Raw genomic sequence first — 14,550 nt, forward strand, 5'->3', positions numbered from 1 at the left:
CGCTGTCAGTGCGCGTTCAGCTCTTGCCTCCTCCGTGCTTGCCGCCGTGACCAGCGTGACCGTGGTGCCCGTGCCCGCCGTGCGGACCCTTCATGCCATGGCCGTCCCAGTGGTGACCGCCCTTGGGGCCCTTCGGTCCCTTGTGCCCGTGCCACTGCTTCGTCGTCACCTGGCCGACGGTGTGCACGGCGTGCGCCGCGGCGTCCGCCATCTGCTCGAGCACGACGAGGTCGATGTTCGAGATGTCGTCGCACGCCTGGTGGTAGCAGGGGTCGAAGGCCTCACCGGCGGTGCCGCCGAAGATCGCCGCCTGCTCCTCGGACTTGATGTCCTCGGCTCCCGTGAAGAGGCCGCCCGCAGGGATGCCCGCCTCGATGAACGCGAAGTAGTCGCTGCGACCGTCGAACGCCGTCGGCTCGGTCGCGAGACCCTGCGAGGTGAAGTAGTCGGTGAACAGCTTCTCGATCTCGGCCGAACCCTCCGGGCCCGCATCGCCGAACGCATCCCCGTCGCCGTCGTACACGAAGCGCACCGCGTTGGGCGAGCCGATCATGTCGAAGTTGAGGTTGAGCGCGGTGTTCGCCGCCTGCTCCTCCGTGAGCTGGGAGACGTAGTAGTTCGAGCCCTGCAGGCCGTCCTCCTCGCCCGACCACCATGCGAAGCGCAGCTGGTTCTTGGGCGTCGACTTGGTCTCGGCCAGCTTCACCGCCACCTCGAGGATGCCAGCGGATCCGGAGCCGTTGTCGTTGATGCCGGGGCCCTCGTGCACGCCGTCGAGGTGTGCGCCGATGACCGCCTGCTTCGTGGGGTCGCCCTTCTTGCTCGTCGCGATCACGTTGAACGTCTCGACCGTGGAGGTGCTGGTCTCGAAGATGATCGACGCGGTCGACTCTGCGGCGAGCGCGAAGCCCTCACCCACGGCGAAGCTCGCACCGACCACGGGGATCGTGTAGTCCGCCGCACCGAGGGTTCCGATGAGCACCCCGAATCGGTCGTCAGCCGGGTCGTCGTTGCCCTGGTTGAAGATGATCACGCCCGCCGCGCCCGCAGCCTGCGCGTTCGTGGCCTTCACCGCGAAGTTGCACGATCCGCGCTGGACGAGGGCGATGCTGCCCGCCGGGAAGTCGGCGAAGTCCTCCGCCTCACATCCGGAGGTGTTGGCGCGGTCGCCTTCCAGGTTCACATCCACCGGTGTGACGACGGCACCCTCGACAGCACCCTCACCCGAGTACTCCATCGGGTAGAAGTCCTCTTCGATCACGAAGTCCACGGGATCCGGGGTCAGCTTCACGAACTCCGCACGCTCGACGGTGACGAGGTCGTAGCTGAACGGCTGGCGCTCGACGTTGTAGGCGCCCGTCCTCTTGAGCACCTTCTCGATGTATGCGGCGGATGCCTCGTGGCCGGCGGTTCCGGAGGCGCGGTTGCCGCCGTTCTCGTCGGCGATGCGCTGCAGCGCCTCGAGGTGCTTCTGGATCGATGTGGCGCTGACGGCGTTGCGGAGCGTCTGCGACGTGGTGTCGCCCTTGCCCCCTGGACCGTGGCCGTTGCCCGGGCCTCCATGCCCGTGGCCGCCTCCGTGTCCGGGGCCTCCCGCCGCCGCGGGGCTGGCGAGTCCGAGACTCAGGATCACACCCGTGGCGAGTGCTCCTGCCGACATGAGCGTCTTACGTGGTGCTTTCACGTGTTCCCCTTCTCCCGTGTGCCTTCCCTTTTCGGACGGCACGAACGGTGCGACGCTACCCCCGTTCGGGGGGTGAGGTCTCGTGAGAAAGGTCTCATGAAGCGACGGGCATGTTCCCCTCAACCCCACCGAGGTGTCACTTTGTGCCGCCCGGCGCAGGCCGTGGGCGGCACAAAGTGACACCTCAGGAAGAAGGGAGGTGGGGCCTCAGGGGCCTCAGGGGTTGGTGCGACGACGCTCGTCGATGAGCCACTGCGGCGGATCGGCGAGGAGCGCCTTGATCTCATCGGTCGTCATCGCATCCGCGACGCCCGAGCGGGCGAGGCTCGAGTTGGTGACGCCGAGGCGACGCGACACCTCGTCGCGCGGGTGCGGTCCGTCGACCCGGAGGCTCTGCAGCCACGCGGGCGGGTCGGCCTGCAGTGCGGCGAGCTCGTCGCGCGAGTGCTGGCTCTCCTGGAACTCGGCGGGAGCCGCCGGCAGGTAGATGCCGAGCTTCTTCGCCGCGGTCTTCGCCGAGAGGAACTGGGACTTGGGGGGCTTGGGCTGCTGGCGGCGGTCCTCGCGGGGCTCGGAATCGGTCATGGTTCGAGGGTAGCCTCGAACCCGTGCCCTTCAACTCCGCGACCGAACCCTTCCGCGTCGCCTTCGTGCCGGGCGTGACCCCCGGCAAGTGGGAGAAGGTGTGGCGCGATCGGATGCGGCGCGCAGCTCTCGAGCTTCTGCCGCTGCCGCAGGATGAGGCGCTGTCCGCACTGCGCGCGGGCGAGGCGCACATGGCGCTGCTGCGCGATATGGACGCGGATGACGAGTTCCACGCGATCCCGCTCTACCGCGAGCGCCCCGTCGTCGTCGCGCCGAAGGACCACGCGGTGCGGGCGTTCGATGAGCTCACGCTCGCGGATCTCGACGGCGAGACGATCCTCGACGGCCAGGATGCCGACACGATCGAGCTCGTCGCGGCGAATGTCGGACTCGCGATCATGCCGATGTCGGTCGCGCGCGCGCACTCGCGCCGCGACGTGACCTCGCGTCCGCTCACCGATGCACCCGACACGGGCATCAGCCTCGTGTGGCGACGCGACGCCGACGACGCACGCCTCGACACGTTCATCGGCATCGTGCGCGGCCGCACCGCCAACTCCTCGCGCTGACCCCCTGCCACCCAACCCCGGCTGGTGCCCGCCCGGTCCCAGCTCGGCTCCGGCCCACTTCTGCCGTTATGCAGGAGTCCGCATCCGATTTGCCGGAGCCGGACCCGTTGTGCAGGAACCGGCGGAGCCGCATCCGAATGAAACCCACCCTGTCGGGGATCCCTCATCCGAGTTCCTGCACAACCGATCCCAGGTCCTGCACAACCGATCCGAGTTCCTGCACAACCGATCCCGGGTCCTGCACAACCGATCCTCGGTCCTGCATAACGCGGGCATGGTGCCGGATGGAGCGGCGCTACAGCCCCTGGGCGAGCCGGTAGTAGGCGGCGTTCGCGCGGATCTCCTGCTCGAATCCGTGGATCGTGGTGGATTCGTCGATCACAAGCAGTTCGACGCCGAGCATCTTCGCGAAGTCGCGGAACGCCTCCACTCCCACCTGGGTCGTCATGACGGTGTGGTGGGCGGCGCCCGCCGTGAGCCATGCGGTCGCCGAGGTGCGGAAGTCGGGTGCCGGCTTCCAGACGGCGCGACCCACGGGCAGGTTCGGCATGGGAGCCGGAAGCTCCACGTTCTCGACGACGTTCGCCACCATCCGGAACCGGTCGCGCACATCCGAGAGCGCGACGACGACGGCGGGGCCAGCGTCGGCCGTGAACACGAGGCGCACGGGGTCGTCCTTGCCGCCGATGCCGAGCGGATGCACTTCGAGCGAGGCCGTGGCGCTCGAGAGCGACGGCGCGACCTCGAGCATGTGGGCGCCGAGGATGAGCTCGTTGCCGGGCTCGAGGTGGTACGTGTAGTCCTCCATGAGGCTCGCGCCGCCGGGCAGGCCCGCCCCCATGACCGCGGCGACCCGCACGAGCACGGCCGTCTTCCAGTCGCCTTCCGCCCCGAAGCCGTAGCCGTCGGCCATGAGGCGCTGCACCGCGAGGCCCGGGAGCTGCGTCAGCGTGCCGAGATCTTCGAACGAGGTCGTGAACGCGTGGAATCCGCCCTCTTCGAGGAACGAGCGCAGACCGATCTCGATCGCGGCGCCGTCGCGCAGCGACTGGTGACGCTCGGCGCCGGGCAGCAGCTCGGGCACGACGTCGTAGCTCGCGAGGTACTCCTCGACGAGCGCATCGACATCCGCCTCGGAGGCCGCGTCGACGCGTGCCACGAGGTCATTCACACCCCAGGTGTTGACCTGCACCCCGAAGCGCAGCTCTGCCTCGGTCTTGTCGCCTTCGGTGACGGCGACGTAGCGCATGTTGTCGCCGAAGCGCGCGAGCTTCATGGTGCGGGCGGCGGCGCGGCCGGCGGCGGCGCGCGTCCAGGTTCCGACGCGGGCGGTGACCTCCGGGTCCGACACGTGACCGACGACGGTCGTGCGCGGCACACCCAGCCGGGATTCGATGTAGCCGAACTCGCGGTCGCCGTGGGCGGCCTGGTTGAGGTTCATGAAGTCGAAGTCGATCTCGCCCCACGGCAGGTCGACGTTCGCCTGGGTGTGCAGGTGCAGGAGCGGTTTCTGCAGCGCGTCGAGGCCCGCGATCCACATCTTCGCGGGGCTGAAGGTGTGCATCCACGCAACGAGTCCGATGACGCTGTCGTCGGCGTTCGCCTCGAGCACGGCCCGACGGATGGCGTCGGATCCCGTGAGCACGGGCTTCCATTGGATCGTCACGGGCACGTCCGCGGATGCGCCGAGCGCACGCGCGACCTCCTGCGACTGCTCCGCGACCTGTCGGAGCGTCTCTTCGCCGTAGAGTCCCTGGCTTCCCGTGAGGAACCAGACGGTGTAGCTCTTCAGGTCGGGGAGGATGGAGGTCATCCGAGTGCTCCTTGCGGTTTCTGTCCGTAGACGTTCTGGTATCGGTCGAAGAGAGCGTCGATGCTCTCCTGAGGGATCGGGAGGGGCTCGCCGAGCTGGCGGGAGATGTGGATCGTGCGGGCCACGTCTTCGCACATGACGGCGGCCTTGACGGCGTCCTTGGCGTCCTTGCCGATCGTGAAGACGCCGTGGTTCTGCATGAGCACGGCGCGCGAACGGTGGCCGTCGAGGGTCGCGACGATGCCGCGGCCGATGGAGTCGTCGCCGATGATGGCGAACGGGCCGACGGGGATCTCGCCGCCGAACTCGTCGGCCATGCCGGTGATGACGCACGGGATCGCCTCTCCGCGTGCGGCCCACGCGGTCGCGTAGGTGGAGTGGGTGTGCACGACGCCGCCGACGTTCGGCATATTCCGATAGACGTACGCATGCGCGGCGGTGTCGCTCGAGGGGCTGCGGTCGGAGCCGGGGGTGCCGGGGATCACGGCGCCGTCGAGGTCGCAGAGGATCATGTTGTCGGGGGCGAGCTCGTCGTAGTCGACGCCGCTCGGTTTGATGACGAACAGGTCGGCACCCGGGACCCTGCCGGAGATGTTGCCGCCTGTCCAGATGACGAGGCCGTAGCGCGTGAGCTCGCTGTGGAGCCGCGCGACATCCTGGCGGACCTTCTCGATGGCGGCGTCGACGTCGGCGCTGAATGCGGTCACGTGAGTCCCTCCCTGGGGATGCTGCGGATGGCGGCGTGCTCGACGCTCAACCCCGACTGCCAGCGCTCGAGCCAGGTCGTGTACGCCGACACCTCCGATGCGGTCGGTGCGAGCGTGTGCGTCTGGAGCTCCGCGAAGATGTGCGCGTCGAGCCAGTCGGCGAGGTCGCGCCCGTCGGATGTGCCGTCGAGCACCGCGCGGCGGTAGAGCGCGAGGAGCGCGATGCCCCACGCTCCGCCTTCGCTCGCCCCGTCGCCCACCGAGACGGGGGCGTCGAGGGATGCCGCGAGCGCACGCTGCGCGATCTCGCCCGAGCGGAAGAGCCCGCCGTGCGCGACGACGCCGTCGAGTTCGACACCTTCGGAGCGCAGCGTCGCCATGCCGAGGCTGAGGGCGGCGAACACCGTGTACAGCTGCGCGCGCGCGAACCCGGCGAGCGTGAACGGGGATCCGGGGCTGCGCACGACGAGCGGACGCCCGTCGTCGGTGCCGAGGATCGGCTCGCCGGCCACGAGGTTGTAGGCGAGCACGCCGGTGTCGGCATCGACGGTGCTCGCTCCGCGCAGCACGGCGGCGAAGATCTCGTCGGCGCTTGCGCTCACGCCGAGCGCGTCGGCGAACTCGCCGAACACGCCCATCCAGGCACCGAGCTCGCTCGATCCGTTGTTGCAGTGCACCATCGCGACGGGCGCACCGCCCGGGGTGGTGACGATGTCGATCTCGCGGCGGGCGCGCGCGAGCGGCTGCTCGAGCACGACCATCGCGAACACGCTCGTGCCGACGCTCACATTGGCGGTGCGGGGGCGCACGGCGTTCGTGGCGACCATGCCGGTGCCCGCGTCGCCTTCGGGCGGGCTGAGCGGCGCTCCCGCCTGGAGCGCACCGCTCGCATCGAGGAGCGCGGCGCCTTCGGCGGTGAGCTCCCCCGCGTCGGCACCCGCGGCGGCGACGGGAGGCAGCACGCTGCGCAGGTCGAGGGGGTGGCCCGCAGATGCGAGTCGACTCTCGGCGATCGCGAGCAGGGGCTCGTCGTAGTCGCCCGTCGCCGGATCGATGGGGAAGACCCCGGATGCGTCGCCGACGCCGAGCACGTCGCGGCCGCTCAGCAGGCGGTGCACGTAGCCGGCGAGCGTCGTGATGCGTGCGAGGCGCGGCAGGTGGGCCTCGTCGTCGATGACGGCCTGCGCGAGGTGCGCGATCGACCAGCGCACGGGGATGTTGACGCCGAGCGCCTCGGAGAGGTCGGCGGCTCCCTCGGCGGCGTTCGTGTTGCGCCAGGTGCGGAAGGGAACGAGCAGCTCGCCGTGCGCGTCGAAGGCGAGGTAGCCGTGCATCATCGCCGAGACGCCGAGAGCCGAGAGGCGTGTCGGCGCTTCTCCGAGGGTCGCCACGAGGTCGGCGTAGGCGGCGCCCAGTCCGTCGTGCACGGCGGCGAGGCGGTAGGTCCAGATGCCGCCCTGCAGTTCGTTCTCCCACGTGTGGGAGCCGGTCGCGAGCACCTCGCCCGCGGGTGAGATGAGGCACGCTTTGATGCGCGTCGAGCCGAGCTCGATGCCGAGGGCAGCCCGGCCGTCGCGGATGAGGGCCAGGGTGTCGTCTGTCGTCATGGTGGTAGTCGTCCTTCGGCGGATGCTCCGTCGCGACCGCCGGCGTTCACGCTAACACCAGCGTGACGACTTTGTGAAGGCTCACGCCGTGGAGCCCCCGGATGCGCGGGATCGGCATCCGTGTTCCCCGCGATTCCGGGGGCGTTACCAAACTGTGACCGGCTCTCCCTTGTGCGGTTGCGAAATGTGAAGGCTAACATTTGGGCACTGCCCCACCCCGGAGTTCGGCGATGCGGCACCCAACACGCCGAGAGGCAACCCACCACAGGCCGGCATCGACGCCGGCACAGAACGAGGAGGTTCTGCAATGAAGAAGTCCCTCACAGGGCTCGCGCTCGCGGGCGCTCTCGCGCTCGCCATGACCGGCTGCGCATCCGACACAGGCAGCGGAGGCGGAGGCGGCGGAGACGACGAACTCATCACCGTCGGCTTCGCGCAGACGGGAGCCGAGTCCGGCTGGCGCAGCGCCAACACCGACTCCATGAAGGCGGCATTCTCGAAGGAGAACGGCTTCGAGCTGATCTTCAACGCCGCCGACAACAAGCAGGAGGCGCAGATCCAGGCTGTCCGCAGCTTCATCAACCAGGGCGTCGACGCGATCGTCATCGCGCCGATCACCACCGATGGCTGGGACGACGTGCTCAAGGAGGCCAAGGACGCCGACATCCCCGTCATCCTCGAAGACCGCACCGTCTCGGCGAGCGACGATCTCTACGCCAGCTGGGTCGGACTCGACTTCGAGGCCGAAGGTCGCACCGCCGGCGAGTGGGCTGTCGCCAACGCCGACGGCTCCAACCTCGTGATCCTCGAAGGCACCACGGGCTCCTCCGCCGCTCTCGACCGCGCCACCGGCTTCGCCGAGGCGATCGAAGGCTCGACCATCAACGTGCTCGACTCGCAGACGGGTGACTTCACTCGCGACGGCGGCAAGAAGGTCATGGAGGGCTTCCTGCAGAAGTACGGCAACGAGATCAACCTGCTGTTCGCCCACAACGACGACATGGGTCTCGGAGCTCTCGACGCGATCGAGGCTGCCGGACTCACGCCGGGCGTGGACATCAAGATCATCACGATCGACGCGGTGAAGGACGGCATGCAGGCCCTCGCCGACGGCAAGTTCAACTACATCGTCGAGTGCAACCCGCTCCTCGGTGAGAAGGCTGCCGACCTCGTGAAGAAGGTGCTCGCGGGCGAATCGGTCGACAAGCGCACGATCGTGCCCGACGGCGCATTCACGCAGGAGGATGCCATCGAGCTCCTCCCGACCCGTCCGTACTGATCCGGACCGTCTCGTAGAACCACGTCGGGGGTCGGCTTCGGCCGGCCCCCGACTCCCACCACGGAAGAAGCACCATGACCGAGACCTCCGCCCCCGACACGGTCGTCGAGATGCGCGGCATCACCATCGATTTCCCCGGCGTGCGCGCCCTCGACCGCGTCGACTTCACGCTGCGTCGTGGCGAGATCCACAGCCTCATGGGCGAGAACGGTGCCGGCAAGTCGACCCTCATCAAGGCCCTCACAGGCGTCTACTCCACCACCGCAGGCACCATCACGGTCGGCGGCGAGGAGCGTGTCTTCCACGGCACCGCCGACGCGCAGTCGGCAGGCATCTCGACCGTGTACCAGGAGGTCAACCTCTGCACCAACCTCACGGTCGGCGAGAACGTCATGCTCGGCCACGAGGTGCGTCGCCCCTGGGGCATCGACTGGCGCGCCACCCACCGCGAAGCCGCGCGCCACCTCGCGAGCCTCGGACTCGGCATCGACACCCGCTCGCCGCTCGGCAGCCACTCGATCGCCATCCAGCAGCTCGTCGCCATCAGCCGCGCGATGGTCACCGACTCCACCGTGCTCGTGCTCGACGAGCCCACCTCGAGCCTCGACCGCGGCGAGGTCGACCAGCTCTTCAGCATCATCCGCGACCTCCGGGACCGCGGCGTCGCGATCCTCTTCGTCTCGCACTTCCTCGACCAGGTGTACGAGATCTCCGATCGCCTCACGGTGCTGCGCAACGGCGCGCTCATCGGCGAGTACGGCGTCGACGAACTGCCCCGCGGAGAGCTCATCTCGAAGATGATCGGCCGCGAGCTCGACGAGCTCGACGCTCTCTCCCGCAGCTCCGAGCGCCAGATCGACCGCAGCGCTGAGCCGGTCATCCACGCGACCGGCATCGGCCGCAAGGGCGTGCTCGAACCCGCCGACCTCGAGGTGTACGACAGCGAGGTCGTCGGCCTCGCGGGCCTCCTCGGCTCCGGCCGCACCGAGCTCGTGCGTCTGCTCGCAGGTGCGGAGCGCGCCGACACCGGCCGCATCGAGGTGCGCGGCGCCCCCGCCCGCATCACGAACCCGCGCCACGCCATCGACCACCGCATCGCGTTCTCGTCCGAGGACCGCCGCGCCGAGGGCGTCATCGGCGACCTCACCGTGGCCGAGAACATCATCCTCGGCATCCAGGCCAAGCGCGGCGCGCTGCGCAAGATCCGAAAGGCCGAGCAGGACGCGATCGTCTCCGAGTACATCGAGGCGCTCGGTGTGCGTCCCGCGAACCCCAACGCGCTCATCCGCAACCTGTCGGGCGGCAACCAGCAGAAGGTGCTCCTCGCGCGCTGGCTTGCGACGGCGCCGCAGCTCATCATCCTCGACGAGCCCACGCGCGGCATCGACGTCGGCGCGAAGGCCGACATCCAGCGCAAGGTCGCCGAGCTCAGCGCCCAGGGACTCTCCGTCATCTTCATCTCGTCGGAGCTCGAGGAGGTCATCCGTCTCGCCCAGCGCATCGTCGTGCTGCGCGACCGGCGTAAGATCGGCGAACTCACCTCGCACGACATCGACGTCGACGATCTGGTCGCCTTCATCGCCGACGAGTCCACCACCACGACAGCTGAGGGCGTCGCCCTCGAAGCCGAGAGCCCGGAGAACGCGGCATGATCCACATCGTCAAGCACCGACTCTTCTGGCCGGTATGCGCCCTCATCGTCCTGATCATCGTGAACACCATCGCGCGGCCCTCGTTCATCGCCGTCACGGTGCAGAACGGCCAGCTCTACGGCCCGCTCATCGACATCCTGCGCAACAGCGCGCCGCTCATGCTCGTGGCCCTCGGCATGACGATCGTCATCGCGACGCGCGGCATCGATCTCTCGGTCGGCGCGATCATGGCGGTCTCGGGCGCCGTGGCGCTCACCTTCATCTCGGGATCCGCGGATCCGAACTCGCTCGGCACCGTGCTCGTCGCGATCCTGCTGGGTGTCTCGGTGGCGCTCGTGCTGGGCGTCTGGAACGGATTCCTGGTCGCCGTCGTCGGTGTGCAGCCGATCATCGCGACCCTCGTGCTGATGCTCGCGGGCCGCGGCATGGCCCTGCTCATCACGGGCGGTTTCATCACGACCATCAACTCGGCGCCCTACAAGTTCATGGCGCAGGGCTACGTGTTCGGGCTCCCGTTCGCGTTCTTCGTCTCGCTCGCGGCGATCCTGCTGGTCGCCTCCGCGCAGCGGCGCACGGCGCTCGGCGTGCTCACCGAGGCCGTCGGCATCAACCCAGAAGCGAGCCGCCTCGCGGGTGTCCGCTCGCGCGGCATCATCTGGGGCGCGTACGCGCTCAGCGGCCTGCTCGCCGGCTTCGCGGGTGTGCTCTACAGCTCGAACATCATGGCGGCCGATGCGAACGCGGCAGGCCTCTACATCGAGCTCGACGCGATCCTCGCCGTCGTGCTCGGCGGCACCTCGCTCATGGGCGGCAAGTTCTCGATCGCGGGCACCGTGATCGGCGTCTTCACCATCCAGACCCTGAAGTCCACGATCACGTTCCTGGGCGTTCCGCCCGCCGTGAGCCCCCTGTTCCTCGCGCTCGTCGTCGTGGCGGTCGTGCTCATCCAGTCGCCGCGGATGCGCGGCTGGATCGGCCGCTCGGCGAGCGCCTTCCGCCCCACCACCACGGAGGCCGCACGATGACCGCCACCGCACCCGCCCTCTCGCGCCCCACGGTGCTCGCGAGCACAACCCGCTTCTTCGGGCGCCACGCGTCCTGGATCCCGGTGTTCGCCGCGCTCGCGATCCTGATCATCATCTTCGGTGCCGCGCAGGGCTACTTCGGCAACTTCCTCACGCCGCGGGTGATCTCGTCGCTGCTGCTCGACAACGCGTACCTGTTCATCCTCGCGGTGGGCATGACCTTCGTGATCCTCACCGGCGGCATCGACCTCTCGGTCGGCGCGGTCATGGCGTTCACGGGGATGCTCGGCGCGAGCCTGCTGAGCCAGGGCGTGCCCGTGGGCGTCGTCGTGCCCACGATGATCGTCATCGGCGCCAGCATGGGCCTCGCGGTCGGCATCCTCGTGCACTACTTCGATGTGCAGCCCTTCATCGCCTCGCTCGCGGCGATGTTCGCCGCCCGCGGGCTCGCGTTCATGGTGAGCCTCGCCTCGATCAAGGTCCAGGATCCGGCGATCCTGTGGCTGCAGTCGACGCGCATCCAGGCGGCGCCGGGCAGCTGGTACATCACCCCGACCGGCATCATCGCGCTGCTCGTGGTCGCCGCGGGTGCGCTCGTGCTCGCCTACACGCGCTTCGGCCGCACGATCTACGCGATCGGCGGCAACGAGCAGTCGGCGCGGCTCATGGGTCTGCCGGTGGCGCGCACGAAGATCCTCGCCTACGTCGTGAGCGGCATCTGCGCGGGTCTCGCGGGCGTCATCTTCACGGCGTACACGGGTGCCTCGTATCCGCTCAACGGCATCGGCACCGAGCTCGACACGATCGCCGCGGTCGTCATCGGGGGCACCCTGCTGACCGGTGGATCCGGGTACGTCGTCGGGTCGATGATCGGCGTGTTCGTGTACGGAACGATCAAGTCGGTCATCTCGTTCCTCGGAGCGGAGCAGTCGTGGACGCGCATCTCGATCGGGGCGCTTCTGCTGCTCTTCGTCGTCGTGCAGCGACTCATCGTCGCCCGGTCGAACCGGCGGTAGGCGTCATCGCCGCGCCGCGGCGCGCGGAGGGCCCCGACCACGGCAGGATAGTCACCATGGTCGACGAGACCCAACCCGTCATCGAGGTCGTGGACGCCACGGTGCGCTTTCCTGCCGAGCTCGCGCTGGACGCTGTCGACTTCCGGATGTTCCCGGGCGAAGTGCACTCGCTCATGGGCGAGAACGGGGCAGGCAAGTCGACGCTCATCAAGGCGATCACGGGCGCGATCCCGCTCGATGAGGGCACCGTGAGGATGGATGGCGTGCCGCTGCGGCTGCGCACCCCGCACGACGCGCAGGCAGCTGGCATCTCGACCGTCTACCAGGAGATCGATCTGCTGCCGAACCTGTCGGTGGCGGAGAACATCTTCCTGGGGCGTGAGCCGCGGCGCCTCGGCGTGATCGACTGGTCGCGGATGCGCGGCGACGCGCGCGCGGTGCTCGCCGACCTCGGGCTCGACGTCGATCCGGCTTCTCTGCTCGGCACCCACTCTCTCGCGGTGCAGCAGCTCGTCGCGATCGCCCGGGCGATCTCCACCGACGTGCGCGTGCTCATCCTCGACGAGCCCACCTCGAGCCTCGACCTCGACGAGGTCTCGGAGCTCTTCCGGGTGATCCGCGAGCTCACCGCGCGCGGGGTCGCGATCCTCTTCGTCTCGCACTTCCTCGACCAGGTGTACGAGATCTGCGACCGCGTCACGGTGCTGCGCGGCGGCCGGCTCGTGGGCGAGTACATGACCCGCGAGCTGCTGCGCATCGACCTCGTGCAGAAGATGCTCGGACGTGCGGCCTCCGACTACGCCGTGCGCGCGCGCGCCGAGACAGCGCCTTCCGTGCTCGCCGCGGATGCCTCGGTGTTCGTCACCGCGCGCGGCGTCACCGTGCCCGGCGTCGCAGATGCGGATGTCGACCTCGTCGAAGGCGAGGTGCTGGGCGTCGCGGGGCTTCTGGGATCCGGCCGCACGGAGCTCGCGCGTGCGCTCACGGGGGTCGACTCGCTCACCTCGGGCATCATCCGGATCGCGGGTCGCGAGGCGCACCCGCGCAGTGCGCGGCAGGCGATCTCGCTCGGCGTCGTGTACTCCTCCGAGAATCGCCGCACCGACGGCATCATCAGCGAGCTGACCGTGCGCGAGAACATCACCCTCGCCCTGCAGGCCCAGCGCGGCATGTGGCGGCGCATCCCTGCGGCGCGCGAACGCGAACTCGCGGCGAGCTGGATCGACGCGCTCGACATCCGCCCCGCCGACCCCGAGCGCGCGGCAGGCACGCTCTCGGGCGGCAACCAGCAGAAGGTGCTGCTGGCCCGTCTGCTCGCCCTCGCACCGCGCGCACTCGTGCTCGACGAGCCCACCCGCGGCATCGACGTGGGCGCGAAGGTCGAGATCCAGAACCTCGTGACCGAACTCGCCGACAACGGCCTCTCCGTGATGTTCGTCTCCGCCGAGCTCGAGGAGGTGCTGCGCGTCTCGGATCGCGTGCTCGTGCTGCGCAGCGGCGAGATCGTCTCGCAGCACGAGGCCGGCACCCTCACCGTCGACTCGCTGCTGGCCCTGGTCGCCCGCCCGGATGATGAGGGCACCGCGTGAGCTCGGACGACAAGACGGCTCCTCGCGCCGCCAACATCTTCGACGTCGCCCGCCTCGCGGGGGTGTCGCATCAGACGGTCTCGCGCGTTCTCAACGACCTCCCGAACGTGCGACCCGCGACACGCGCGCGCGTCGAGCACGCGATCGCGCAGCTGCGCTACAGCCCCTCCCCCGCGGCACGGGCGCTCGTCACGCGACGCACCCGCACGATCGGCCTCATCTCCCCCGGCGTCTCCGATTACGGTCCCGCGTCGACGGCGATGCACTTCAACTTCGCGGCCCGCGCAGCGCGCTACAGCGTCGAGGCGATCAGCTCGCTCGACGAGGAGCCGTCGGCGATCCGCTCGGTGGTGGAAGCACTCCTGCGACAGCGCGTCGACGCGATCGTGCTCATCGTGGCCGACATCGCGGTGCTCGATGTGGTGCGCGCGCTCGAGCTCTCGATTCCGCTCGTCGCGGTGGCCGCGTCGCCGCGACCGAGCCCGTTGACGGTGTCGATCGACCAGTACCGCGGCGCGCGTGCCGCTGTACGCCACCTTGCGGAGCTGGGGCACACGCGCATCCTGCACACCGCGGGGCCGGCCCGGAACCCGGACGCGGTGGAGCGCGAGCGCGGATGGCGCGACGAGCTGAGTGCGCGGCGCCTCGAGATCATCGAGCCAACGCGCGGCGACTGGTCGGCGGCGAGCGGCTTCGAGGTCGGCACGCACCTCGACATCCGCCCGGGAGACGCCCTCTTCTCGGCGAATGATCACATGGCGATCGGCCTGCTGTCGGCGTTCCGCGAGCGCGACATCGCCGTGCCGACGGATGTCAGCGTCGTGGGCTTCGACGACGTGCCCGAGGCGGGCTACCTGTATCCGCCGCTCACGACGGTGCGGCAGGATTTCGCGGCGCTCGGCGGGCTCATCATGCAGAAGGTGCTGCTCGCGGTCGAGGATCCCGACACGATCACCGAGGACACCCCGCTGCCCACGAAGCTCGTGCTGCGCGCGTCGACGCGCAGCGTGTGAGACGCCGCTCG

At 69.3% G+C, this 14,550-nt stretch carries 12 protein-coding genes; 7 read left to right on the forward strand and 5 right to left on the reverse strand.

Annotation, left to right across the window (positions count from 1 at the left end; all coding sequences use genetic code 11):
• Positions 1 to 16: 16 nt before the first annotated feature.
• Both HCR12_RS13775 and HCR12_RS10255 read right to left on the reverse strand, forming a co-directional pair.
• The gene (locus HCR12_RS13775; RefSeq protein ID WP_166866060.1) at positions 17 to 1,684 is read right to left on the reverse strand and encodes a M28 family metallopeptidase; all 1,668 of its coding nucleotides are present in this window, start codon (positions 1,682 to 1,684) and stop codon (positions 17 to 19) included.
• Between the two features lie 216 nt (positions 1,685 to 1,900).
• A complete protein-coding gene (locus tag HCR12_RS10255) occupies positions 1,901 to 2,269 on the reverse strand; it encodes a DUF5997 family protein (protein WP_224763416.1) in 369 nt (122 codons plus the stop codon).
• A 23-nt stretch (positions 2,270 to 2,292) separates the two neighbouring features.
• On the opposite strand from HCR12_RS10255, the gene HCR12_RS10260 reads away from it, so the two are divergent.
• On the forward strand, positions 2,293 to 2,838 hold the full coding sequence (locus HCR12_RS10260) for a LysR substrate-binding domain-containing protein (RefSeq protein ID WP_166866062.1): 546 nt from the start codon (positions 2,293 to 2,295) through the stop codon (positions 2,836 to 2,838).
• Between the two features lie 295 nt (positions 2,839 to 3,133).
• On the opposite strand, the gene araA is transcribed toward HCR12_RS10260, so the two are convergent.
• From araA to HCR12_RS10275, 3 genes are read right to left on the reverse strand one after another with little or no spacing between them, the layout of a single operon-like run.
• Complete coding sequence (gene araA, locus HCR12_RS10265) at positions 3,134 to 4,651, reverse strand: L-arabinose isomerase (RefSeq protein ID WP_166866065.1); 1,518 nt, start codon at positions 4,649 to 4,651, stop codon at positions 3,134 to 3,136.
• Positions 4,648 to 5,358: an L-ribulose-5-phosphate 4-epimerase gene (locus tag HCR12_RS10270; protein ID WP_166866067.1), complete on the reverse strand. Its 711-nt coding sequence runs from the start codon at positions 5,356 to 5,358 to the stop codon at positions 4,648 to 4,650. Before HCR12_RS10270 ends, araA begins: the two co-directional genes overlap by 4 nt.
• A complete protein-coding gene (locus HCR12_RS10275) occupies positions 5,355 to 6,965 on the reverse strand; it encodes an FGGY-family carbohydrate kinase (protein WP_166866068.1) in 1,611 nt (536 codons plus the stop codon). Before HCR12_RS10275 ends, HCR12_RS10270 begins: the two co-directional genes overlap by 4 nt.
• 307 nt (positions 6,966 to 7,272) lie before the next feature.
• Between HCR12_RS10275 and HCR12_RS10280 the strand changes: the two genes are divergently transcribed.
• The 6 genes from HCR12_RS10280 to HCR12_RS10305 all read left to right on the forward strand — a co-directional run bounded on the left by HCR12_RS10280 (position 7,273) and on the right by HCR12_RS10305 (position 14,539).
• Entirely contained in the window at positions 7,273 to 8,244 is a 972-nt protein-coding gene (locus HCR12_RS10280) for an ABC transporter substrate-binding protein (protein ID WP_166866070.1), read from the forward strand.
• 74 nt (positions 8,245 to 8,318) lie between these two features.
• Positions 8,319 to 9,896, forward strand: a complete 1,578-nt coding sequence (locus HCR12_RS10285) for a sugar ABC transporter ATP-binding protein (RefSeq protein WP_166866072.1) — start codon at positions 8,319 to 8,321, stop codon at positions 9,894 to 9,896.
• Positions 9,893 to 10,921 carry an ABC transporter permease gene (locus tag HCR12_RS10290; RefSeq protein WP_166866081.1) on the forward strand — a complete coding sequence of 343 codons (1,029 nt, stop codon included), beginning with the start codon at positions 9,893 to 9,895 and terminating at the stop codon, positions 10,919 to 10,921. The genes HCR12_RS10285 and HCR12_RS10290 overlap by 4 nt, the downstream gene beginning before the upstream one ends.
• Complete coding sequence (locus HCR12_RS10295) at positions 10,918 to 11,937, forward strand: ABC transporter permease subunit (protein ID WP_166866083.1); 1,020 nt, start codon at positions 10,918 to 10,920, stop codon at positions 11,935 to 11,937. The genes HCR12_RS10290 and HCR12_RS10295 overlap by 4 nt, the downstream gene beginning before the upstream one ends.
• A 56-nt stretch (positions 11,938 to 11,993) precedes the next feature.
• Positions 11,994 to 13,526 carry a sugar ABC transporter ATP-binding protein gene (locus tag HCR12_RS10300; RefSeq protein ID WP_166866085.1) on the forward strand — a complete coding sequence of 511 codons (1,533 nt, stop codon included), beginning with the start codon at positions 11,994 to 11,996 and terminating at the stop codon, positions 13,524 to 13,526.
• Complete coding sequence (locus tag HCR12_RS10305; RefSeq protein ID WP_166866087.1) at positions 13,523 to 14,539, forward strand: LacI family DNA-binding transcriptional regulator; 1,017 nt, start codon at positions 13,523 to 13,525, stop codon at positions 14,537 to 14,539. Before HCR12_RS10300 ends, HCR12_RS10305 begins: the two co-directional genes overlap by 4 nt.
• Positions 14,540 to 14,550: the final 11 nt, after the last annotated feature.

Source organism: Salinibacterium sp. ZJ70, assembly GCF_011751865.2.
Taxonomy (GTDB): Bacteria; Actinomycetota; Actinomycetes; order Actinomycetales; family Microbacteriaceae; genus Homoserinibacter.

Bases quoted from the DNA above. Each gene is read 5' to 3' on its own strand.
- HCR12_RS10255 (WP_224763416.1), bottom strand. From the start codon at position 2,269: ATGACCGATTCCGAGCCCCGCGAGGACCGCCGCCAGCAGCCCAAGCCC.
- HCR12_RS10275 (WP_166866068.1), bottom strand. From the start codon at position 6,965: ATGACGACAGACGACACCCTGGCCCTCATCCGCGACGGCCGGGCTGCC.
- araA (WP_166866065.1), bottom strand. From the start codon at position 4,651: ATGACCTCCATCCTCCCCGACCTGAAGAGCTACACCGTCTGGTTCCTC.
- HCR12_RS10280 (WP_166866070.1), top strand. From the start codon at position 7,273: ATGAAGAAGTCCCTCACAGGGCTCGCGCTCGCGGGCGCTCTCGCGCTC.
- HCR12_RS10295 (WP_166866083.1), top strand. From the start codon at position 10,918: ATGACCGCCACCGCACCCGCCCTCTCGCGCCCCACGGTGCTCGCGAGC.
- HCR12_RS10300 (WP_166866085.1), top strand. From the start codon at position 11,994: ATGGTCGACGAGACCCAACCCGTCATCGAGGTCGTGGACGCCACGGTG.
- HCR12_RS10285 (WP_166866072.1), top strand. From the start codon at position 8,319: ATGACCGAGACCTCCGCCCCCGACACGGTCGTCGAGATGCGCGGCATC.
- HCR12_RS10290 (WP_166866081.1), top strand. From the start codon at position 9,893: ATGATCCACATCGTCAAGCACCGACTCTTCTGGCCGGTATGCGCCCTC.